The 21,973-nt window shown below is 65.4% G+C and carries 21 protein-coding genes and 1 other RNA gene; 14 read left to right on the top strand and 8 right to left on the bottom strand.

What is annotated here, in order from left to right:
• Window positions 1-11: 11 nt before the first annotated feature.
• The 5 genes from mraZ to E7V67_004090 all read right to left on the bottom strand — a co-directional run bounded on the left by mraZ (window position 12) and on the right by E7V67_004090 (window position 2,736).
• Window positions 12-440 (bottom strand): division/cell wall cluster transcriptional repressor MraZ, encoded by a 429-nt coding sequence (mraZ, locus tag E7V67_004110; GenBank protein WUR14296.1) that lies wholly within the window; start codon window positions 438-440, stop codon window positions 12-14.
• A 921-nt stretch (window positions 441-1,361) separates the two neighbouring features.
• An RNA gene (rnpB, locus tag E7V67_004105) (RNase P RNA component class A) lies at window positions 1,362-1,695 on the bottom strand.
• Window positions 1,696-1,700: 5 nt separating this feature from the next.
• Entirely contained in the window at window positions 1,701-2,111 is a 411-nt protein-coding gene (locus E7V67_004100) for a hypothetical protein (protein ID WUR14295.1), read from the bottom strand.
• 25 nt (window positions 2,112-2,136) lie between these two features.
• Window positions 2,137-2,394 (bottom strand): hypothetical protein, encoded by a 258-nt coding sequence (locus E7V67_004095; protein ID WUR14294.1) that lies wholly within the window; start codon window positions 2,392-2,394, stop codon window positions 2,137-2,139.
• Window positions 2,395-2,403: 9 nt separating this feature from the next.
• Window positions 2,404-2,736, bottom strand: coding sequence for a winged helix-turn-helix domain-containing protein (locus E7V67_004090; GenBank protein ID WUR14293.1), 333 nt, complete (start codon window positions 2,734-2,736; stop codon window positions 2,404-2,406).
• 139 nt (window positions 2,737-2,875) lie between these two features.
• Between E7V67_004090 and E7V67_004085 the strand changes: the two genes are divergently transcribed.
• The 5 genes from E7V67_004085 to E7V67_004065 all read left to right on the top strand — a co-directional run bounded on the left by E7V67_004085 (window position 2,876) and on the right by E7V67_004065 (window position 8,574).
• Window positions 2,876-4,576, top strand: a complete 1,701-nt coding sequence (locus E7V67_004085; protein WUR14292.1) for a thiamine pyrophosphate-binding protein — start codon at window positions 2,876-2,878, stop codon at window positions 4,574-4,576.
• Between the two features lie 307 nt (window positions 4,577-4,883).
• The gene (locus E7V67_004080) at window positions 4,884-5,684 is read left to right on the top strand and encodes an HDOD domain-containing protein (protein WUR14291.1); all 801 of its coding nucleotides are present in this window, start codon (window positions 4,884-4,886) and stop codon (window positions 5,682-5,684) included.
• Window positions 5,685-5,871: 187 nt separating this feature from the next.
• Window positions 5,872-7,035 (top strand): sialidase family protein, encoded by a 1,164-nt coding sequence (locus tag E7V67_004075; protein ID WUR14290.1) that lies wholly within the window; start codon window positions 5,872-5,874, stop codon window positions 7,033-7,035.
• Window positions 7,035-7,775 carry a hypothetical protein gene (locus E7V67_004070; protein ID WUR14289.1) on the top strand — a complete coding sequence of 247 codons (741 nt, stop codon included), beginning with the start codon at window positions 7,035-7,037 and terminating at the stop codon, window positions 7,773-7,775. Before E7V67_004075 ends, E7V67_004070 begins: the two co-directional genes overlap by 1 nt.
• Window positions 7,776-7,803: 28 nt before the next feature.
• Window positions 7,804-8,574 (top strand): hypothetical protein, encoded by a 771-nt coding sequence (locus E7V67_004065; GenBank protein WUR14288.1) that lies wholly within the window; start codon window positions 7,804-7,806, stop codon window positions 8,572-8,574.
• 12 nt (window positions 8,575-8,586) lie between these two features.
• On the opposite strand, the gene E7V67_004060 is transcribed toward E7V67_004065, so the two are convergent.
• The 3 genes from E7V67_004060 to E7V67_004050 form a co-directional block, all read right to left on the bottom strand.
• A complete protein-coding gene (locus E7V67_004060; protein WUR14287.1) occupies window positions 8,587-9,177 on the bottom strand; it encodes a hypothetical protein in 591 nt (196 codons plus the stop codon).
• 91 nt (window positions 9,178-9,268) lie between these two features.
• Window positions 9,269-10,348: a porin gene (locus E7V67_004055; protein WUR14286.1), complete on the bottom strand. Its 1,080-nt coding sequence runs from the start codon at window positions 10,346-10,348 to the stop codon at window positions 9,269-9,271.
• Between the two features lie 151 nt (window positions 10,349-10,499).
• A complete protein-coding gene (locus E7V67_004050) occupies window positions 10,500-12,140 on the bottom strand; it encodes a methyl-accepting chemotaxis protein (protein ID WUR14285.1) in 1,641 nt (546 codons plus the stop codon).
• Between the two features lie 347 nt (window positions 12,141-12,487).
• On the opposite strand from E7V67_004050, the gene E7V67_004045 reads away from it, so the two are divergent.
• The 9 genes from E7V67_004045 to ggt all read left to right on the top strand — a co-directional run bounded on the left by E7V67_004045 (window position 12,488) and on the right by ggt (window position 21,933).
• Window positions 12,488-13,462, top strand: coding sequence for a TauD/TfdA family dioxygenase (locus E7V67_004045; protein ID WUR14284.1), 975 nt, complete (start codon window positions 12,488-12,490; stop codon window positions 13,460-13,462).
• Window positions 13,463-13,510: 48 nt separating this feature from the next.
• The gene (locus tag E7V67_004040; GenBank protein ID WUR14283.1) at window positions 13,511-14,428 is read left to right on the top strand and encodes an AEC family transporter; all 918 of its coding nucleotides are present in this window, start codon (window positions 13,511-13,513) and stop codon (window positions 14,426-14,428) included.
• Between the two features lie 97 nt (window positions 14,429-14,525).
• Entirely contained in the window at window positions 14,526-15,470 is a 945-nt protein-coding gene (locus E7V67_004035; GenBank protein ID WUR14282.1) for a MerR family transcriptional regulator, read from the top strand.
• Window positions 15,471-15,596: 126 nt separating this feature from the next.
• Entirely contained in the window at window positions 15,597-16,649 is a 1,053-nt protein-coding gene (gene ftsY / locus E7V67_004030) for a signal recognition particle-docking protein FtsY (protein WUR14281.1), read from the top strand.
• A gap of 6 nt (window positions 16,650-16,655) precedes the next feature.
• Window positions 16,656-17,315 carry an ATP-binding cassette domain-containing protein gene (locus tag E7V67_004025; GenBank protein WUR14280.1) on the top strand — a complete coding sequence of 220 codons (660 nt, stop codon included), beginning with the start codon at window positions 16,656-16,658 and terminating at the stop codon, window positions 17,313-17,315.
• Complete coding sequence (gene ftsX, locus E7V67_004020; protein WUR14279.1) at window positions 17,312-18,226, top strand: permease-like cell division protein FtsX; 915 nt, start codon at window positions 17,312-17,314, stop codon at window positions 18,224-18,226. Before E7V67_004025 ends, ftsX begins: the two co-directional genes overlap by 4 nt.
• 431 nt (window positions 18,227-18,657) lie before the next feature.
• The gene (gene rpoH, locus E7V67_004015) at window positions 18,658-19,557 is read left to right on the top strand and encodes an RNA polymerase sigma factor RpoH (protein WUR14278.1); all 900 of its coding nucleotides are present in this window, start codon (window positions 18,658-18,660) and stop codon (window positions 19,555-19,557) included.
• 167 nt (window positions 19,558-19,724) lie between these two features.
• Entirely contained in the window at window positions 19,725-20,183 is a 459-nt protein-coding gene (locus E7V67_004010) for a hypothetical protein (protein ID WUR14277.1), read from the top strand.
• A gap of 7 nt (window positions 20,184-20,190) precedes the next feature.
• Window positions 20,191-21,933 (top strand): gamma-glutamyltransferase, encoded by a 1,743-nt coding sequence (gene ggt / locus E7V67_004005; protein ID WUR14276.1) that lies wholly within the window; start codon window positions 20,191-20,193, stop codon window positions 21,931-21,933.
• The last annotated feature ends 40 nt before the right edge of the window (window positions 21,934-21,973 follow it).

Below are 21,973 nucleotides of genomic sequence, written 5' to 3'. Positions count from 1 at the left end.
GTGCGGAGCCTTCAGAAGGAGAAATCGGACAGGGCGTCGGGCATGCCGACATCGATCGTGGCCTGCTCGTTTTCGGCGCGCTTGACCGGATCCCAGATTTCGAAATGCGTCAGCATGCCGGACAGGACGACGTCGCGGCCCAGGCCGACGGCGTCGCGCAGCTCGGGCGCGATCAGGATACGGCCGGCCGAGTCCATTTCGACGTCGCTGGCGTTGCCCAGCAGGATGCGCTGCCAGCCGCGGGCGGACATGGGCCAGGCGGCGATCTGGTCGCGCTTGGCTTCCCAGACCGGGCGGGGATACATCAGCAGGCAGCCGTCCGGGTGCTTGGTCAGCGTGAGGCGTCCTTCGCACTGAATGCTCAGTGCGTCACGATGCTTGGCGGGAATAGACATCCTGCCCTTCGCATCGAGAGTGATTGCTGACGCGCCCTGGAACACGGCTAAACTTTCTCTTCAGAAACCCTGGTTATTGGTCGGTGACGTTTTTGGTGGTGCCCGTTTCGCCAGAAATTCCCACAAAACTACACTTTTTCACACAGATGCCCACTTTAGAGTAAGGCAAGAGGGTGGTCAAGCGATTTCCGGCTAGCAAAATGCGATTTTTACTAATGAAATTAAGGACTTAGCGCCGATCGTTGAAGCGACCTCAAGTCAAAATAGCTCGAGAAATCAGACACCTAGAGGGGAAATTGAAAGTGCTACCTCATCTGCACGAGGGCGCAGGCGGGTGGATGGGGTCACATAAAATAATTGAGAAATCGCTATGAGGTTGCCCCACGACAACGGGACCGTCGCGGGGTCGCAACGCCCGGTTAACGCGACGGAAGTACTCACTTCGCTATCGTCGCGTCAGCTCATCAGTAGCGGACGCCAGGGCCCTGCGCGTAGTGAGCACTATCCCGATAGCGACCGCCGAACCATGGCGTGCTGACAAATTCTCAACTGGACCGTTTCGTGAAAAACCAGACTTGGTGCTGCTCAGCAATAACTTGTCTATACAAATTTCATCGATTTATCTTGTCGTGAGGCGCGGATTATACGCTCTGCAAGACCCTCTGCCGCAATCGGCAGCTTGGGCATCGCTCACGGCGCCATGCCGGCTGCGACCGAAGTGGCCACTTCACGGTCGCAGCGGTTGCCGCCAGGACGGTTTGACTGGCGGCAGCACGGCGGCGGGAATGCCGAACCCCGCCAGCAGGTCGGCATCCAGCGCGTCGGGTGGAAATGCTGGGGAACGCCTGCGCCGCGCAGCCTTCCAGGCGGCCAGTGCGATTGAACTGGATGGCGGGGGCCAGGATAAGGTCGGTCGAGGCAACCTCCTCGCGCTGCGATCCGCGCCAGGTTGCCGACATGGGAATAAAGTGAAGCAAGCCGATAGGCCGGATTCTGTTACGGCGCGGTCACCCGCGCTATGACAGCCATTCCTCTAGGCGACGGATTACTCCGCCGCTCAAGCTTTCTACCCGCACGCTCCGCGAGCAACATCATCGCGTGCCTATTTGAAATTGCACCAGGTGGAGGTTACCGCGTTTCACCGTAACTTAATACGCTCGTCTCTGTGGCCCTGTTCCTCGCCTTATATCCCGAAGGACTTTCAGCGGACGGCCGTTAACCGTCACCCCGCTCTGTGGAGTCCGGACCTTCCTCCCGCCAGCGCATTGCTGCGCCGGCCAGCGGCTGTCTGGCTTGCTTCGGCCGCTATTGTACCGCATGCCGGCGCCACGGCTCCCCTGCCTCCGCCACATAGCGCCGCCACACGTACGACCAGGGCAGGGCCAGCGGCACCACGATGCCGACGGCGCAGGCAAACAGCGTGGCGGCGATGCCCTCGTCCATCGTGCCGGCGCGCCAGGCCGGCAGCGCCACCAGCAGCACCCACAACGCCTTCCACAGCATCTCCCACAGCAGCAGCGGCAGCATGCGCAGCGGATGGCGCACGCCGACGAAGGCCAGCAGGCCCACCACCGCCAGCATGCAGTTGACGACGCCCTGCATCAATTCGACCGGCGCGCCGGCCAGCTGCGGCCATACGTTGACGGCCAGGCCCACGCCGATCAGCAGGTAAACGGCACGCAGCAGATTCATTCGGAACAGCGATACGTCGTTCATGATGGCTCCTTGTGGTGGGGGGGGATCAGCCGACTTCCTTCAGCACTTTCTCGACGCTGACGAGACGCGTGTGGACCGCGTCCAGCGTGGCCTGCAGGGTCTTCAGCGCCACCGCGTTCTCGGCCTGCGCCGCAGCAGCCCGCTGCGCCAGCTGGCGGTATGCCTCGTCGTTGGCCGCGCGGTACTTGGCCTGGGCGATGACGGACAGGTGGCGCATGCCGAACACGCCCAGGATGGCGAAGACGAACAGGCCGATGGTGATCAGGTAAATGGGTTCGGACATCGTAAGCCTCTACTTTTCAGGATTGATCGTCAGCGTCGGCGCCGCCGCGGCGATGGCCGCCGGGGTCAGCGTCACCGCGAACGGGGTGACATCGAAATAATTCAGCGCCTTGCCGTCGGCCGACAGTTCCAGCTGGCTGACGACCAGGCCCGCTTCCTCCAGCTTCTGCAGGTGCAGGTGCAACAGCGGCCGGCTGATGCCGATCTCGCGCGCCAGCTGGCTGACGTAATTGCGCCCGCCCGCGGCCAGCGCGGCCACGATGCGCAGCCGGTGCGGGTTGGACAGCGCGGCCAGCAGCGCCAGCAGCCGGTCGCCGTCAGTCAAATCAGTTTCGCGTTTCATGTGTAAACATTATCTGACAGGTGTAAGCATGTCAAACGATTTTTGGGCGTGGCAAAAAATAAATTTGGTGTCGCCATTTCAAAAGCCGGCCGGCGGGCGCCCCTCTAGAATGCGTGGATCACATCCTTCGAGGCAGAACATGACGCACCCTTCCCGTTCCGGCGGCCAGATCCTGGTCGATGCACTGAAAATCCACGGCGTCGACACCGCCTTCGGCGTACCGGGCGAAAGCTACCTGGACGTGCTGGACGCGCTGCACGAGTCCTCGATCCGCTTCGTCATCAACCGCCAGGAAGGCGGCGCCGCGTTCATGGCCGATGCCTACGGCAAGCTGACGGGCAAGCCCGGCATCTGCTTCGTCACGCGCGGCCCGGGCGCCACCAACGCCTCGATCGGCGTGCACACGGCGTTCCAGGATTCGACGCCGATGATCCTGTTCATCGGCCAGGTGGGCAGCGACTTCATGGACCGCGAGGCCTTCCAGGAAGTGGACTACCGCCGCATGTTCGGCCAGATGGCCAAGTGGGTGGCGCAGATCGACCGTGCCGACCGCATCCCCGAATACATCGCCCGTGCCTTCCAGGTCGCGACCAGCGGCCGCCAGGGCCCCGTCGTGCTGGCCCTGCCGGAGGACATGCTGATCACCCAGGCCGCCGTTGCCGACACGCGCCGCTACCAGCCGGTGCAGGCGGCGCCGTCGCAGCGGCAGATGGACCAGCTGCGCACCATGCTGGCCGGGGCCCAGCGCCCCCTGCTGCTGCTGGGCGGCAGCGGCTGGACCGAGGCGGCGTGCGCCGACATCCTGCGCTTCGCCGAAGCCAACGCCCTGCCCGTGGCCTGCGAGTTCCGCTACCAGGACCTGGTCGACAACGAGCACCCGCACTACATCGGCGACGTCGGCATCGGCATCAATCCGAAGCTGGCCAAGCGCGTCAAGGAGGCCGACCTGTTGATCGCCATCGGCCCGCGCCTGGGCGAGATGACCACCAGCGGCTACTCGATCATCGCCGCGCCGGTACCGCAGCAGCAGCTGGTGCACATCCACCCCAGCATGGAGGAGCTGGGCAGCGTCTACCAGGCCGACCTGATGATCGCCAGCGGCATGCCGCAGGCGGCGCAGATGCTGGCCGCGCTGGCACCGGTGGACAGCACCGCCTGGCGCGCCAGCGTGGAGGAAGCCAAGGCCGAACTGCGCGCCTGGCAGGGCAAGCCGGCCATCTTCCAGGACGGCAGTGCGCCGCTGGACCTGTGGCAGGTCGTGCAGGACATCGACGCATTGACGCCGCGCGACACCATCATCACCAACGGCGCCGGCAACTACGCCACCTGGGCGCACCGCTTCCACCGCTATGGCGGCATGCGCACGCAGCTGGCCCCGACCAGCGGTGCGATGGGCTACAGCGTGCCGTCCGGCGTGGCGGCCAAGATCGTCGACCCGGCCCGCACCGTGATCACGTTCGCCGGCGACGGCGAGTACATGATGAACGGCCAGGAGCTGGCGACCGCCGTGCAGTACAACGCCGGGGTGATCGTCATCGTCTTCAACAACCAGATGTTCGGCACGATCCGCATGCACCAGGAGCGCGAATACCCGGGTCGCGTCTCCGGCACCACGCTGCACAACCCGGACTTCGCCGCGCTGGCCGTGGCGTACGGCGGGCAGGGCGAGGCGGTGGAAGCGACCGCCGACTTCGCGCCGGCGCTGCAGCGCGCGCTGGCCTTCACCCGCGAGCGCAACCTGCCAGCCGTCATCGAACTGCGCTATGACGGCAACCTGATCACCCCGGGCGCGACCTTGGAGACGATCCGGGCCACGGCGGCTGCCGCCAAGGCCAAGTAACGTCTCTGGCTTGGGGTCTGTCCCTGCAAGGGACTGACCCCGGTTTTTATCACTGGCCTCAAAGCACTCATGCGATTACCGCTACCAATTTAGCGCTACGATGAAAACCAGGGTCAGTCCCCGTCGGGGACAGACCCTAAGCCTGAAAACGATGTTGACCGTCCCGCACGCCCGTGCGGAATCCACATCCGCGCAACACCGGCTGCTGAATATAAACAAACATTCCGCAAAACGTTGATTTAGGGCATTACACTCTGCAACATGCCGCTGAGCAATACAGTTCAGCCCCGTTCCAGAGAGCCGCCCCATGACCAGCCTTGCCATTTTCTTTGACAACGTCAAACTCCCCACGATTTCCGAAGTCGGCCACGCGCTGATCGCCACCCTTGACAACGATGAGGCATCCGCCAAGAGCGTGGCCGCCATCATCGCGCGCGATCCCGCCCTGACGGCCAAGCTGATGCGCCTGGCCAACAGCGCCCGCTTCGGCTCCAGCCGCGGCGTCAGCTCGCTGGACGACGCCATCGCGCTGGCCGGCATGGCCCATATCCGCACGCTGGCGCTGGCGGCCTGCTTTGCCGAGGCCTTCCCGCAATTGCCGGGGCTCGATTCCGACGAATTCTGGAAAAGCAGCATGGCCTGCGCCGGCTACGCCAAGTGGCTGGCCAGCGGCATCGGCGCCGACGGCGGCGAAGCATGGCTGGCCGGCATGATGTTGCGCCTGGGTGAATTGCTGATCTACCAGGTGTCGCCAGTGGCGTTCGCGCAGATCGAGCAGCAGCCGCACCTGCCGGGCGGCCGCTGGGAGCGCGAACAGCGCCTGCTGGGCTTTGCCGAAGGCCACATCACTGCCGAACTGGGCCGCCGCTGGAACTTCCCCGAGAAAATCGTGCAGGCGCTCGAATCGTCGTCCGACCCGATGGCGGCGCACCCGTTCTGCCGCCTGGCCGGCATCATCCACCTGGCCAGCCTGCTGGCCGACACGCCCAGCGACGATCCGGCGATCCTCGACACCCTGCCGGCCGACGTGATGGACACGCTGCGCCTGCGCAAGGAATGGCTGAGCAAGCGTTTCCCTTCGCACGATTCGTTCTCGGCGGCGCCTTGACAACAAACCATGGAGGCACACGCCGCGGGTGCCTCTGTCACAATTTTTTGATTGTTCAAGCAATCCTGTTTCCGTTAGGATAGCGGCTTTGCCCGCTTGAGTTGAATCAACAGTTGCCGTGATTCCTGTTGACTGGCGCGGCAGTGTAATGGCCGGCCCGGACGTAGCGGCCCCTCGACGGAAGACTATGGAGAGTTCCCGCTTTGCGCAGCTGTGTGCGCGCCATCGGACCGCGCTGGTATGCCTGCTGGCCGTGGTGACGGTCGTCACCGCCGAAGGTACGCGCTGGGCTCGCGCCAAGCGCGCCGCGGCCACGCCCACCACGATCGGCGTCGTCAAGGACGGGCCCGCCCGCCTGACCGAAATCTCCAACTCCCTGATCCCGATGCCGCGCGACGTGCCGTCGGCCCATGCCAGCGCGCTGACCACGCTGCCAGGGGACCGCATGCTGGCGTTCTGGTGGGCGGGGGACCGCGAGAGCGCGCCCAACGTCAAGGTCTACGCGGCCCGCTGGCAGGACGGCAAATGGGGCCAGCCGTGGGAAGTGGCCAGCCGTGCCTCGCTGGCGCAGGCGCTGGGTTTCGGCGTGCGCCGCATCGGCAATCCGGTTGCCTGGACCGCGCACGACGGTCGCATCCACCTGTACGTCGTCGCGACCGGGCTGGGCGGCTGGGCCGCGTCGCGCCTGGTGCACCTCGTCTCCTCCGACCAGGGCGTCAGCTTCGCCGTGCGCCGGTTGTTGCCGATGTCGCCGCTGTTCAATACCAGCGTGCTGGTGCGTACCTCCCCCGTCGGCCTTATCGACGGCGGCTGGTGGCTGCCCGTGTATTTCGAGATCGGCATCAAGTACCCGATGCTGATGGCATTCGACGCCGCCGGCGATCCGTCGTGGGTGGCGCGCATCGGGCGCCGCATCAGCACCTTGCAGCCGACCGTCGTGCCCGTTTCCGCCACCGAGATCCGCGCCTGGATGCGCGACGCCAGCGACGAGCAGCGCGTGCAGCAGGCCTACAGCCGCGACGGCGGCGCCAGCTGGGAAGACCTGCCGGCGCTCGACCTGCCGAACCACAGCACCTCGCTGGCCGCGATCCGCCTGCGCAACGGCGAATTCCTGATGCTGCACAACCACGTGGTCGAAGGGGGCTCGTCACGCAGCATGCTGCGCCTGTCGCTGTCGAAGGACGGGCGCTCCTGGCGGCCCCTGGCCGACATCGCCAGCGGCGATGCCGGCGACGAATTCTCCTACCCGACGATGCAGCAGGTCGGCAACGAGCTGCACGTCGCCTACACCTACCAGCGGCGCGCCATCGCGCACCACCGTTACCGCATCACTATCGGAGACAAAACCTGATGAGCCTTCCCGACCTCGCCAGCCAGATCGTCTACGGCCGGCTGGCCTGGGCCACCGTCGCGGCCACGTTGCTGCTGGCATTGCTGGACGTGGTGCCCGTGCGGCGGCTGCCGCAACGCTTATTGGCCGGGTTGCTGGCCGCCATCTTCGTGCTGTTCATGCTGCCCGGCGCGGCCTCGCCGGCGTACTGGCTGACTCTGGCCTTCCACTACCCCAGCGGGCTGCTGTTCGGCTGCTGCGTCTTGAAGCTGCGCCAGCATTGGGACGGCCAGCGCGGCGGCGGCGCGGTCATGATGCCGCCGCTGGCGGCGGCCATCGCCGTCTCCGGCGTGATCCTGTACCTGGACGCGATGGGCCTGCTGACGCAGGGCTATTACTATGCCGGCTTCGGCCCCACGGCCGCGCCGCTGGTGGCGCTGCTGGGCGCCGGCGGCTGTGCGCTCGCCGTCGTGCGCAACACGGCACGGCCGCAGGCAGGCGCGCTGCTGACGGCAATCCTGCTGTTTTCGCTGCTGCGCCTGCCAACGGGCAACCTGTGGGATACACTGCTGGACCCGCTGCTGTGGGGCTGGGCCGTCGCCTCGCTGGCCGCGCTGGCCGTGGCACGCGGGACGCGCCGTACGGCTGTGCGCGACACGCGGCTGCCGGCGCCGGCGCCCGCGGGCGACCTGAACACGCTGTCCGCGCTGGGCGCGGCGCAACCCTCTTCGACTATCAAGGAGCACGTGAGTGGTAACTAAGAAATGGCAATCGCAACCGGTGATTGCAATGGGCATCGCGGTCAACCTGTTCGTCCTGGTCCTGGCCACCGCCTGGGCCGGCAAGGACCCGGCCCGGCTGTGGCGCCTGCTGGTCGAGGACGGCATCGTCGAGTGGATGCAGTTCCTGTGCTTTGCCGTGCTGTCCGCCATGCTGGCCTACGTCACCGTGCAGCGCTGGTTGCGCCAGCCGGGCCTGCGCCTGGAACTGCTGGCGCTGGCCGGCCTGACGGCGCTGGTGGCCTTGGCCGCACTGGAGGAAATCAGCTGGTTCCAGCGCATCCTGCACGTCGAATCGTCTGAGTTTTTCCTGCAGAATAACAAGCAGGGCGAGACCAACCTGCACAACCTGGCGGTCGGCAAGGACAGCCTGCACAAGGCCGTGCTGCTGAAGATCATCGTGCTGGTGGGCCTGACCCACAATGTGATCCTGCCGCTGCTGGCGCGTTCCCGTCCGGCGATCCGGCGCTGGGTCGAGCAGCTGGGCCTGTATCTGCCGCCACTGTGGGCCTCGGTCACGTATATCGCGCTGGTGGTGCTGTCGCACGTGCTGGTGGACCACCCGCGCAAGGGTGAGCTGGGCGAGATGTTCGGCGCCGTGCACTACCTGGCCACGGCGTTTGCCGCCTACTTCGCCGGCTATTGCTACGAGCGCCAGCCGATCTTCGAGCAGCCGGCCGCGCGCCAGGTATCGATCCTGTTCACGCTGCAACTGGCCTTCCTGCTGCTGGTGGCATGGCTGCTGAGCGCCGGTGCGGGCGCGGGCCCGATGCCCGCCTGATGCGCGACCGGCTCAGCCCTGCGCGGGCGGTGCCGGTTCCCATTTTGCCGGAGGCGCCGGTTCCGGCACCTCCGGTGCGGCCTCCCCCTCACCCTCCTGGCGCTGCGGCGCCTCGCCCATCGGCGCTTTCGCCTTGCCGGCCGGACAAGGTTTGCAGGCGCCCGCCTTGCGCCCGAAATCCGTCACCTTCGCCAGCTTCATCGGCACGGTCTCGTCGCCGCAATAACCGCCGTCCAGTGTCAGCGTGGCGCCGTCCGGCGAAAACTTGCCGCTGATCGTGCGCTCCGCGCCCTCGGCCGCTTGCACCGTGAAATACATCATCTTGCCGCGCGGGTCGACGTTGACGTCGCTGGCGACGAGCGGCCACGACAAGCCGCCGGCCGTGTATTCGTAGATCACGGTGTCGACCTCGGCGAAGCGCTGCAACGTGATGCGCTGGCCGCCGAACTCGCCGCTCTGCGGATTCACGCACAGGTCGGAATACACCACCATGCCGTAGCGCGGCAGGCCGCCGCCCTGGGCAGGCCGGGTTTTCGGACCGCTCGCGGCCATGGCGGCGCAGGAGGAAATCAACAGGACGGTGGCGACGAGGCGTGTTTTCATGGCTGTCAGTATCGGATCGATGGGCGCCATTTTAGCGCCGCGCAAAAAAAACGGCTGCCGAAGCAGCCGTTTCGTTCAACCAAGCAAAAGCTTAGAAGGAGTGACGCAGACCCACGTTGAACGCGCTGTCGCCCGAACCGACTTCGGTGTTGCCACCGACGGTGTACGAAGCGCCGTTCTTGTTTTCGATCTTGGCGTACGACAGGTAAGCGGTCGTGCGCTTCGACAGGTCGTGCGTGTAGCCGATGGCCCACTGGTTGGCATCGCGGTTGAAGGCTTCGCGGTCGTCCGTGTGGATCGCCGAGATGATGACCTTGCCAACTGCGCCGACCGGTACTTGCGCGCCGATCAGGGCGTTGCGGGTGTCGGTCGACGGAGCGATCGCGGTGGTGGTGTACGCGGCGGCGTTCGGCAGCGTCGAGCTGTTCAGGCCCTTGTTCTGGCCGTAAGCGATGAAGGCCTTGGCGACTTTGAAGTCGTAGTTCACAGCCAGCAGGCTGTTGTGGCCGATATCGCGCTCGATCGTTGCTGCTGGAGCGATCGCGGTGTCGTTGTTGCGGTTGTTGTAGGCCAGACGGGCGTTCAGAGGACCGTTCGAGTACGACACGGCAGCGCTGATCTGACGGCCAGCGGACGATTCGGACTGCTCGCCGAAGCCGTAGAACAGTTCACCGGAGAAGCCGTTGAACACTGGGGTCTGGTACACAACAGCGTTGCTGTTACGCAGGTTGGCGCCGTTGGCTGGGAACAGGTTCTTTGCGGAACCAGCCAGGCCAGCAGCGAACGGGTCGGCAACTTGTGCCAGCGCGTTGTACCACGGGGTGTACTGACGACCGATCGTCAGGGTGCCGGCGGTGGTGGAACGCAGACCGACGAAAGCCTGACGGTTGAACAGGGTGTTGGAAGCGTCCAGCTGGCCGTCATCGACCTTGTAGCCGGATTCCAGGGTGAAGATTGCGGACAGGCCGCCACCCAGGTCTTCCGTGCCACGGAAGCCGATACGCGATGCGTTGGCCGTGCCGGAGGATACCTTGGTGATGTTGCCTGCCTTACCACCGCGTTCGCTCACGATGGAAGCGTCCACGATACCGTAAATCGTTACATTCGACTGTGCAAAAGCGGCGCTGCTCATTGCGCCCAGAACTGCGACGGAGATTAGAGTTTTTTTCATTACAGGTTCCTTCAGTTGTGTTGCATGCAAAAAAAGAAAAGCAACGGCTTAATTCGGTCTTGCGGCACCTCGGCCAAGTCTCCTGGCTGGCGCCGCTTATGGTGAGGGCAAACCCCGATTTGCCACTGTGCCGTCAGACGGCGCTCACTCTTTATTGTCGCGGCCGATTCAATCGCGCCGGCTTCGAATCAGTGCGCGAGGCACTGGAGGCGGCACTATACTGATGGTTTGGCAATCCATCAAGTGTAAAAATACTTACGAGCTGGGCCAGGCTGGCCGCCTGATCCTGCACGCTGTGCGATGCGGCGGTCGCTTCTTCCACCAGCGCAGCGTTCTGCTGCGTTACCGCGTCCATCTGTGCAATGGCTTCGTTGACCTGCACGATGCCTGCACTTTGCTGCTGACCAGCAACCGTAATTTCGCCCATGATGTCGGTCACGCGGCGCACGCTGACCACCACCTCATCCATCGTGCTGCCGGCCTGGTTGACCAGCTTCGTGCCCGCTTCCACCTGCTCCACGGAGTCGCTGATCAATTCCTTGATCTCGCGCGCCGCCGAAGCGGAGCGCTGTGCCAGGTTGCGCACTTCCGACGCCACGACCGCGAAACCGCGACCCTGTTCGCCGGCACGAGCCGCCTCCACCGCCGCGTTCAACGCGAGGATGTTGGTCTGGAACGCGATGCCGTCGATCACGCCGGTGATGTCCGAAATCTTCTTTGCCGACTCGTTGATCGAACCCATCTTGTCGACGACCTGCGACACCACCTGGCCACCCTGCTCCGCGATCGTCGAAGCCGTGACCGCCAGCTGGTTGGCCTGGCGCGCGCTGTCGGAATTGTGTTTCACGGTCGTCGTCAGCTCTTCCATCGACGCCGCCGTCTCCTCCAGCGAGCTGGCCTGCGATTCCGTCCGGCCCGACAGGTCGAGGTTGCCTGCCACCACCTGCTGCGCCGCGCTGGCGATCGTGTCGGTCGCGTGGCGCACCTGGCCAACGATGTTGGCCAGGCTGTCGCGCATTGTCTTCATCGCGTACAGCAGGCTGGTCTTGTCACCCGGACGGGTGTGCACTTCCACGTTCAGCTGGCCGGCCGCGATCTGTTTGGCCAGCTTTACCGCGTACTGCGGCTCGCCGCCCAGCGTGTTGACGAGCCAGCGCGTGATGGCCGCGGCACCCAGGGCGCCAAGTGCCACACCGATCACCAGCAGACCGAAGATCCACGCGCGGGAATGATTGTATACCTGATCACCAAATTCTGCTGCGCGCTTGCCACCTTCGTCATACAGCTTGACCAGTTTGTCCACCTGGCCGCGCAGGGCGACGATCAATTTGTTCGATTCGCCGCGGATCAGCTTCTTGGCCAGCGCACTATCGCCAGCCCGCACGGCCGCGCGCAGCTTGGCATCTTCGGCCATGTAACGGTCCCACATCGACAGGAACTCGTCGTACAGCGCCTGCTCTTCCGGCGTCTTGATCAGCTTGACGAACTCGTCCTGCATCTTCTTCAGGTCGACGAGGTCGTTGGCGATGACCTTGTCGTATTTGTCGAGGTCGGCCACGTCATCCGAGATGATGTATTGCAGTTCGCGGGTACGAACGCGGGCGATCTGCGCCTTGATGTCCTGGATGACGCGCATGGCAGGCATCCAGCGCGACGACAGCTCCGTCGCGGTGTTGTTGACCTTGGCCAACTGGTTGATGGAAAAGGCGCCGACGAGTGCCGTCAGCAGCAGGACGGCCGCAAAAGCCAGTCCCAGCTTGGTAGAGAGCTTGCGCTCGGTAAGCCACTTCATTTGGTTTCCTTGAGTCGGTTTGGGCGGGAATATTGCCGCACGGCAAAAAATTCTATCGCATTGTAACAACCGCTGCTGGCGACGACGAGCAGGACGGCACAGTTTTGGGCCAATGTGTCGTTTTTATGGGTGAGCAAATTCACACTTTAGCGCCTCTGTCAAGGCGTGGAACATTTGGCAAAACACCCCGTGGTTGATGGGTTTATGCCAAATTCGAACGAAAAATCCATGAACTTTGCGCAAAGTTGAGAATGCTGCAACGCAACAATCTATGCTTGAAAGAAATTTTTCTATGGATCACAATGCAGTCTTTATTGCCGTACGGCAATTCAAGCACAGGAGCACCCATGTTTTCCACAATTGAACAAAACGGCAATATCTCTGTCGTAAAAACCAACTTCACCTGGGGCGACGATCTCGCCAAGGTCATTGGCATCATCGAGCGCCATTTCGACGACTTCAACGGCAACGGCTTCTACCCGCATCCGGACGAGGAAGCGCTGCAGAGCGAACTGCTGACGGTACCGACGCTGCGCGACTTCGCCGCCCAGCTGGCCGAACGCAAGGCGCGCGGCCTGGCGATCACGGACCTCGGCCTGGCCGGCCTGTCCGAAGCCCACCGCAATGCCGTCCTGTACGCCATCGCGCTGACGCAGGGCTTCCCCACCTCGACCGACCAGAAAACCCACCGGGTGGCGTGGGACGTCCGCGCACGCCAGGGCGTGCAATCGAAGTTCGTCACGTTCTCCGAGCGCACCGGCACGGCCGACATGCATACGGACTCGTCGTTTTATCCCATGCCGGAAGAGCAGTTCCTGCTGTACGTCGTGGCCTCGGCCCGCTGCAACGGCGGCGAATCGCTGCTGGTCGACGTGGAAGACATCGTGACCGAGCTGGAGCGCACGGCGGAAGGTCGCGCCGCCTATGCGCTGCTGCGTACCGCCCAGGTGCCGTTCCGCGTGCCGTCCGTCTACGCCGCCCAGGACGAACAGGTGGAACTATTCTACGCTCCGGTTTTTCACAACGACGGCCATTCGATGCGCTGGCGCTACGATTCGATTGAAAAAGGTCTTGCGGCACGTCCCGACCTGGCCACGCCAGAGCTGGTGGCCGCAGTGAAGTTACTGAACAGCATCATCGAAGAGAAAGCGCCCCGCTTCCGCCGCCAGTTGCCGGACGATACCCTGCTGTGGGCGGACAACCACCGCACGCTGCACGGCCGCGCCATGTACACTGACCCGGGCCGCCACCTGATCCGCATCCGCGTGTCCAGCACGCCGAACGCGCGCCGCATCGGGCCGTCGGGCATTTCCGCCGACTGAACGGCACGCCGCAACGTCCACACACACTATATATAAGTAGTACTACCTATGTTAGCCTCGATTATCCCGGTTTTCGCGATCATCCTGATGGGAGTGGCGATCCGCCGGTTCGGCTGGATGCCCGCGGACTTCTTCCCTTCCATCGAGAAGTTCTCGTATAACATCGCCTTCCCGGCCATGCTGTTTGCCGGCACGGCCCGGCTCAGCTTCCACGGCAGCCAGGTGGGCGAGCTGGCGCTGGCCACGCTGCTGCCGACGTTCCTGATCGTCGTGCTGACGCTGGGCTCGCTGCTGCTGTGGCCCGCACTGCCGGGCGCCAGCCGTTCCTCCGTCATGCAAGGCGCGATGCGGCCGAACACCTACTTCGGCCTGGCCGTGGCCGGCCTGTTCTTCGACGCCCGCACGGCCTCGCTGGTGATGCTGTCGCTGGCGCTGTGCCTGCCCGTCGTCAACGCGTTGTCCGTCGTCGCGCTGGCCTGGTGGAGCGGCAGCAAGCCGAACCTGGCCACCGTCGGCAAGACGCTGGCGCGCAACCCCATCATCCAGGCCACGCTGGCCGGTGTACTCGTCAGCCTGGCCGGCGTGCAACTGCCGGCGGCCGCGATGAATACGCTGGACATCCTGGGCAAGGCCGCTACCGCGCTGGGCCTGCTGTGCGTCGGCGGCGGACTGGTGTTCTCGCTGGAAGGCGCCCGCCCTGCCGCGCTGACCTTGACCTCGGTACTGAAACTGCTGGTGATGCCGCTGCTGGCCGCCCAGCTGTGCCTGATCTTCGCGGTGTCGCCGGAAGTGGCGCTGGCCGCGTGTTTCTATTGCGCGCTGCCGACGGCACCGAACGCCTACATCATGGCCAAGCAGCTGGGCGGCGACACCCGCCTGATGGCGTCGCTGATCACCTTGCAGACCTTGCTAGCGATCGTGACCGTGCCGCTGTCGCGCCAGTTCATGCCCTGGCTGGGAGCATGACGCCCCGCGGGCGCTACAACCGTGCAAGTTGCGTGCCGGGGCGTCCTCGCACCGCGATAGGCGGTAGAATGCTCGCCTGATAAAGGAACGTGCCACCATGAACACCTCCGAGCTTGCCCTGCCGCCCTGCTCGATCAGCGATGTCGAGCGCGACACCGGCGTTGCCAAGGAAACGCTGCGCGTGTGGGAACGCCGCTACGACTTCCCCCAGCCGCAGCGCGACCCGTTCGGCGAGCGCCTGTACCCGTTCGAGCAGGTGCAGAAACTGCGGCTGGTCAAGCGCCTGATCGACCTGGGTTTCCGCCCCGGTAAGGTGCTGGGCCAGTCGACGCAGGAGCTGCAACAACTTGCCGAGCAGGCCGCCAGCGCGAGCCGGGTTCGCCCGCGCGCGCCGTCGACCGACCTGGAACCGTACGTTGCGCTGTGCCGCAGCCACCAGACCGACGCGTTGCGGCGCAAGCTGTCGCAGGCCCTGCTGATGATGGGCCTGAAGTCATTCGTGCTGGACGTCATGGCGCCGCTGACGACGCTGGTGGGCGACGCCTGGGCCTGCGGCGACCTCGCCGTGCACGAGGAGCACCTGATCACCGAGGCGCTGCAGACGGTGATACGCAGCGCGATCTTCTCGCTGCCGCAGCCGGAAGAGGATGCCGCCATGCCGCAACCGCGCATCCTGCTGACCACGCCGCCGCAGGAAAAACACGGCCTGGGCCTGCTGATGGCGGAGGCGTTGATGGCGGCCGACGGCGCCCACTGCGTCGCGCTGGGCATGCAGACGCCGCTGCCCGATATTGTCGAGGCCGCGCGCGGCCAGCACTGCGATATCGTGGCATTGTCGTTCTCGACCACGATGAACCCGCGCCACGTGCTCGACGCGCTGAAGGAGTTGCGCGCCCGCCTGCCGGACGACATCGTGCTGTGGGCCGGCGGCGCCAACCCGGCGCTGCGCCGCCGTGCGCCCGGCTTCGTCAAGGTGCTGGCGCTGGCGGAGGTCGGTGCGGCGCTGGCCGGGTGGCGCGAGCAGGCGGCGCTTCCCGCCTGAACGAGCCCCCCGGCGACAGGCACCGATGGCAGATTGGCAAGCGGATGCGGGGCTTGACGGTAGCGCTCTGGTAGAATAGCCGGTGATTCCGGCCTGCATGGCCGTCGCGCCCTCTACCGCACACCAATGTTCAGCTTCTTCAAGAAAAAAACCGTTACTCCCGAGGCGACACCACCGGTGACGGCGCCGGCCAGCGCGCCCGCCGCTGCCGCGCCCTCCCCGGCCACGCCGGACAGCTCGCTGCTCGACTTCGAAGTCGAAACGGCGGCCCGGCCCGAGCCGAAGCAATCGTGGATGAGCCGCCTGAAGGCGGGCCTGTCGAAGACCTCCGCCAACCTGTCCGTGCTGTTCGTCGGCGCCCGCATCGACGACGACCTGTACGACGAGCTGGAAGCGGCCCTGCTGATGTCCGATGCCGGCATCGACGCCACCCAATACCTGCTGGACGCCCTCAAGCGCAAGGTCAAGGAAGACAAGCTGCTGGACGCCGCCGCCGTCAAGGGCGCGCTGAAGGAACTGCTGATCGACCTGCTGCGTCCGCTGGAAAAACCGTTCGAGCTGGGCCGGCACCAGCCCACCGTGATGATGATTTCCGGCGTCAACGGCGCCGGCAAGACGACGACGATCGGCAAGCTCGCCAAGCACATGCAGGCGCACGGCCAGTCCGTGCTGCTGGCGGCCGGCGACACCTTCCGCGCCGCCGCACGCGAACAGTTGATGGTCTGGGGCCAGCGCAACAACGTCACCGTCGTGTCGCAGGAGTCGGGCGACCCGGCCGCCGTGTCGTTCGACGCGGTCCAGTCCGGCAAGGCGCGCGGCACCAACGTCGTCATGATCGACACGGCCGGCCGCCTGCCCACCCAGCTGCACCTGATGGAAGAACTGAAGAAGATCAAGCGCGTGATCGGCAAGGGCATGGACGGCGCGCCGCATGAAACCCTGCTCGTCATCGACGGCAATACGGGCCAGAACGCGCTGGCGCAGGTCAAGGCCTTCGACGACGCGCTGCAACTGTCCGGCCTGATCATCACCAAGCTGGACGGTACGGCCAAAGGCGGCGTCATCGCGGCGATCGCGCGCGTGCGCCCCGTGCCCGTGTACTTCATCGGCATCGGCGAGAAGATCGAGGACCTGCAGCCGTTCAACGCGGCCGAGTTCGTTGAAGCCCTGCTCGGCTGAGGCCCCATGATCGAATTCCAGAACGTATCGAAGCGATACGCCGGCGATGCGCTGGCCCTGCGTGACGTCACGCTCACCATCGGCAAGGGCGAGCTGGTGTTCCTGGCCGGCCCGTCCGGCGCGGGCAAGTCCACCCTGCTGAAGATGATCGCCGCGATGGAGCGGCCCAGCGCGGGCAAGGTCACCGTCAACGGCACCGATATCGGCAGGCTGAAGGCCGCCGGCGTGCCGTTCCTGCGCCGTAACCTGGGCCTGATCTTCCAGCAGCAGCGCCTGCTGACGGACCGTTCCGTGCTGGCCAACGTGATGATGCCGATGCTCGTCACGGGCCTGGCGCGCGCGCAAGCCGAGGAGCGGGCCCGCGCCGCGCTGGACAAGGTGGGCCTGCTGGCGCGCGCCAACGCGGCGCCGCTGGCCCTGTCCGGCGGGGAGCAGCAGCGCGTGTCGATCGCCCGCGCCATCGTCAATCGCCCGCAGATCATCCTGGCGGACGAGCCGACGGCCAACCTGGACCGTGCCAGCGCCAACAAGGTATTCGATGCGCTGCGCGCGTTCAACAAGGTAGGCGTCACCTGCCTGATCTCGACCCACGACGACCTGGTGCTGGAAAGCGGCGCCCGCGTGATCCGCCTGGCGCAAGGCGAACTGCAGCCGGAGGCGGCATGACGGGCTGGCTGCGTCAACACGGGTTTGCCCTCGGCTCTGCGCTGGTGCACGTGCGCCGCGCGCCGGGCAGTTTCCTGTTCAATATCCTGGTCGTGGCCATTGCGCTGGCGCTGCCGTTCGCCGGCGTGACGGTGCTGGACAACGTGCGGCCGATGTCGGAGCAGCTGTCGGTCGATCCGGAGCTCTCGGTGTTCCTGAAACAGGACCTGCCACGCGAGCATGCCCAAGGCATGGCCGGCTCGCTGCGCGCCGTGGCGAAGGATGCCCGCATCGTGTTCGTGCCGCGCGAGGCCGCGCTGGCCGAGCTGCAGGACAAGAACGGCCTGGCCGGCGTCATCGACACCCTCGGCGACAACCCGCTGCCGGACAGCTACGTGGTCAAGCTGAACGCCTTCCAGAGCGCCGCCCAGAGCGCGCACGTGGACGAGGTGGCCGAGCAGTTGCGCGCCATCCCCGGCGTGGAATCGGTGCAGGTCGACTCGGCCTGGGTCAAGCGGCTGGCCGCGCTGCTGGGCGTGCTGCGCATGGGCCTGTTGCTGCTGGCTGCCACGCTGGGCACCGTCGTCATCGCCGTCGTGTTCAACACGATCCGCCTGCAGGTGCTGACACAACGCGAGGAAATCCTCGTGCTGCGCCTGATCGGCGCCACCGACACCTATATCCAGCGCCCGTTCTACTACACCGGCGCGCTGCTGGGCCTGTGCGCCGGTGCCGCCGCGCTGGGTGCGGTGGCCCTGTCGCTGCGGCCGCTGAACACGGCGATCGCCGAGTTTGCCCGGCTGTATGCGTCCGAGTTCCAGCTCTCTCCCTTGGAGCCGCTGGCGATGGCGCTGCTGCTGGCGCTGTCCGCCGGTCTCGGCCTGGTCGGCGCGGCGCTGTCCGTGCGGCGCCAGCTGGCAAGGCTGTCCTAGCCCGACGGCGGCGCCTCCCGCGCCGTTGTCGGAACGTTCCGACACCCTCTCTGTCTACCTTTGCGTCGCCCTGCGGGCGACCGCACGAGGGTGCGTTCACGCACAGAGTGGGCGCGCGCGGCCGCGCTAATCTGGATTCACGCTGATACGACCACTGGATTTCTGCCGACCGGGCTAGACTCCCGGTTACAACGCGTACCCGTTCGCGCCCGCTCAGGCCATAGCGTTTTGCTATCGGGACCATAGAAACGCAGCGATTGGCACTCAACGAGCGAGAGTGCTAATATATGTTCAAACGCAACGTCGAGACACAAAGTAGCGTCATCTTGCGGTTAAGACGGCTTTAAGTTGGACGCTGCATGCTGTATGCCTAGACAGTGCCCTCTGCAATCCCGCATGGCCTACGCACCACCTTCAAGCGAGGAATGAAAATGACTATGATGTCCGCACCTACCGCCCTGGTTCCAGCCGGCACGAGTGCTTTGGGCCTCGGGTTCAGCGGCAACCTGGGCAACCTGGACGCCTACATTTCCGCGGTGAACCGCCTGCCGATGCTGACGCACGACGAGGAAGTCCAGCTGGGCCGGCGCCTGAAGGACAACAACGACCTGAAGGCCGCCGAGAAGCTGGTGTTGTCGCACCTGCGTCTCGTGGTCTCGATCGCTCGCGGCTACCTGGGCTACGGTCTGCCGCACGCCGATCTGATTCAAGAAGGCAATATCGGCCTGATGAAGGCGGTCAAGCGCTTCGACCCGGACCAGGGTGTCCGTCTCGTGTCGTACGCGATGCACTGGATCAAGGCTGAGATGCATGAATACATCCTGAAAAACTGGCGCCTGGTGAAAGTGGCGACGACCAAGGCGCAACGCAAGCTGTTTTTCAACCTGCGCAGCCACAAGCAGGGGCTGGATGCGATGACGCCGGGCCAGATCGACCAGCTGGCCAAGATGCTGGACGTCAAGCGCGAGGAAGTGATCGAGATGGAAACCCGCCTGTCTGGCCGCGACATCGCGCTGGAATCGCCGACGGACGACGAGGACGACAAGTTCGCCCCGATCGCCTACCTGTCGTCGGACCAGAACGAGCCGACCAAGGTACTGGAAGCGGAGCAAGTCACCCGCCTGCAGTCCGAGGGCCTGGAGACGGCGCTGTCGAAGCTGGACCCGCGTTCGCGTCGCATCGTCGAAGCGCGCTGGCTGGCCAACGACGACGGCTCGGGCGCCACGCTGCACACGCTGGCCGACGAGTTCGGTGTTTCCGCCGAGCGCATCCGCCAGATCGAATCGGCCGCGCTGAAGAAAATGAAGGGCGCGCTGGCCGCCTACGTGTAAGGCGCTGCACGCAAACAACAACCGGGCCACGGCCCGGTTTTTTATTGCCCAGAAAATGGGGACAGACCCCATTTTTCAGGCAATATTGCATTTATTGCACTCAGCCGTGCGGCTGGCGTGATGTTTTTTCGCTAAGATCGTCCCTCGGCCACCCGCCAGGAGGACTTATGCAAGGTACATTCATCACCGCCCTCGGTGCCGCCCTGACCGTCGGCATCGTCGCCGCCTGTTCCGCAACGCAAGGCAACGCCACTTCGGAGGCAGTCATGACGGAGAAGAAGGACACCCCCCGCACCAGCGCCAGCTACACGCTGCGCCAGGGCGAGACGGCGACATTGGCGCCGGGCACGACCCTGAAGCTCGAGCGCGTCAACGACAGCCGCTGCCGGCCCGGTGCCGTGTGCGTCTGGGCCGGCTACATCAGCTACACCTTCAATCTCACCAACGCGGCGGGCAGCCGCGAATTCGTGCTGGCCGAGGACATGCCGAACGCCGGCCCCAGCGTGACGCAGGACGGCCTGACGTTCGCGCTGGAAAACCACGAGCCGCCCGCGCCGACGGCGCTGCACACGCCCGCTCCGGACTACCGCGTCAACGTACGCGTCACCATCTCACCTGCCAACTGACGCCACCATGCCGATCCGCCTGACGCTTTGCACCATTGTCCTCTCCATCGCCGTCACGGCCCACGCGAAGACACCGGTGGCGACAGGCACCGGCGGCGCCGTCGCCACCATCAGCGAGCAGGCCTCGCAGTCCGCGCTGACAATCCTCAACCAGGGCGGCAACGCGATCGACGCGGCCGTCGCCGCGGCCGCCACCCTCGGCGTGACGGACCCGTTCAGCTGCGGCATCGGCGGCGGCGGCTTCATGGTCGTCTACCTGGCCAAGGAAAAACGCGTCATCACCATCGATCACCGCGAGACGGCGCCGGCGGCCTATATGCCGACGATCTTCACAGCCAACGGCAAGGAGCTCGATTTCGACACCGTCGTGGCCAGCGGCCTGTCGGTGGGCGTGCCGGGCACGGTGCGCGGCTGGCACGAGGCGCTGCAGCGCTACGGCACGATGTCGTTCGGGCAGGTACTGGCACCGGCGATCAAGGTGGCGCAGGGCGGCTTCGTCGTCAACGACAATTTCGCCCGCCTGGTCGAGGAAAACACGGCCAAGTTCCGCCAGTTCCCCGCCACCGCCGCGCTCTACCTGCGCAACGGCAAGGCGATCAAGGCTGGCACCGTGCTGCGCAACCCGGACCTGGCGCAGACCTACCGCATGCTCGCCAAGAGCGGTGCGCGCGCCTTCTACGAGGGAGCGATCGCACGCGCCATCGTCGATGCCGTCAACCGGCCGCCGGTCGGCACGGGCGCCTCGGTGCGCGGCGGCAGCATGACGCTGGCCGACCTGGCCAACTACGAGGCGCGCCTGCGCCAGCCGGTGCGCAGCAGCTACCGCGGCTACGACCTGTACGGCATGGGCCTGCCGGGCAGCGGCGGCATCGCCGTGGCGGAGGCGCTGAACATCCTGGAAGGCTTCGACCTGGGCAAGCTGCCGCGCGCCCAGGCCGAGCATCTGTACCTGGAAGCCAGCCGGCTGGCCTTCGCCGACCGCAATGCCTACCTGGCCGACCCGGAATACGTGGAGGCGCCGGTGGCGGGCTTGCTGAGCAAGGAATACGCGGCCAAACGACGTGCGCTGATCGACCAGCAGAAAGCCGCGGCCGGTCCCGTCGCGGCGGGCGACCCGTACGCGTTCCAGAGCGACGCCAGCGTGCCGCTGCGCCCATCTGGCGCCAAGCTGCAGCGCGAAAGCGCCCACACGACGCACCTGGCCGTGTCCGACAAGCAGGGCAATATCGTCGCCTACACGTTCACCATCGAATCCTGGGGTGGCAGCGGCATCGTCGTGCCAGGCCATGGCTTCCTGCTCAATAACGAACTGACCGACTTCGATTTTTCAGGCCCGCACCCGAACGTGGTCGAAGGCGGCAAGCGCCCGCGCAGCAGCATGGCGCCGACGATCGTCCTGCGCGACGGCAAGCCGGCGTTCACGGTGGGCAGCCCGGGCGGCGCGACGATCATCACGACGGTGCTGCAGACGATCGTCAACCACGTCGACTTCGGCATGCCGATGGACGAAGCCATCGCTGCGCCACGGCTGTCGCAGCGCAACGCCGCCGAGACCGACGTCGAACCGGGCTTCGCGGGGTCGACGCAGGCGGCGGCGCTGGCCGGTCACGGCCAGCGCTGGAGCAGCAGGCCAGAAGAAATCGGCGCGGCCAATGCCATCGTGTTCAACCCCGACGGCACCGTGACGGCGGTCAGCGAGACGCGACGGCATGGGGTTGGCAGTGCACTGGTGCAGAAGAAGCCGCATTGATTGGGGTCTGTCCCTGCAAGGGACTGACCCCGAAGTTTGC

Origin of the sequence: [Empedobacter] haloabium, assembly GCA_008011715.2 — a bacterium.
GTDB classification, from domain to species: domain Bacteria; phylum Pseudomonadota; class Gammaproteobacteria; order Burkholderiales; family Burkholderiaceae_D; genus Rugamonas; species Rugamonas haloabia.
Note: the sequence above shows the minus strand (reverse complement) of the source record. Positions and strands in the feature narration are given on the sequence as shown.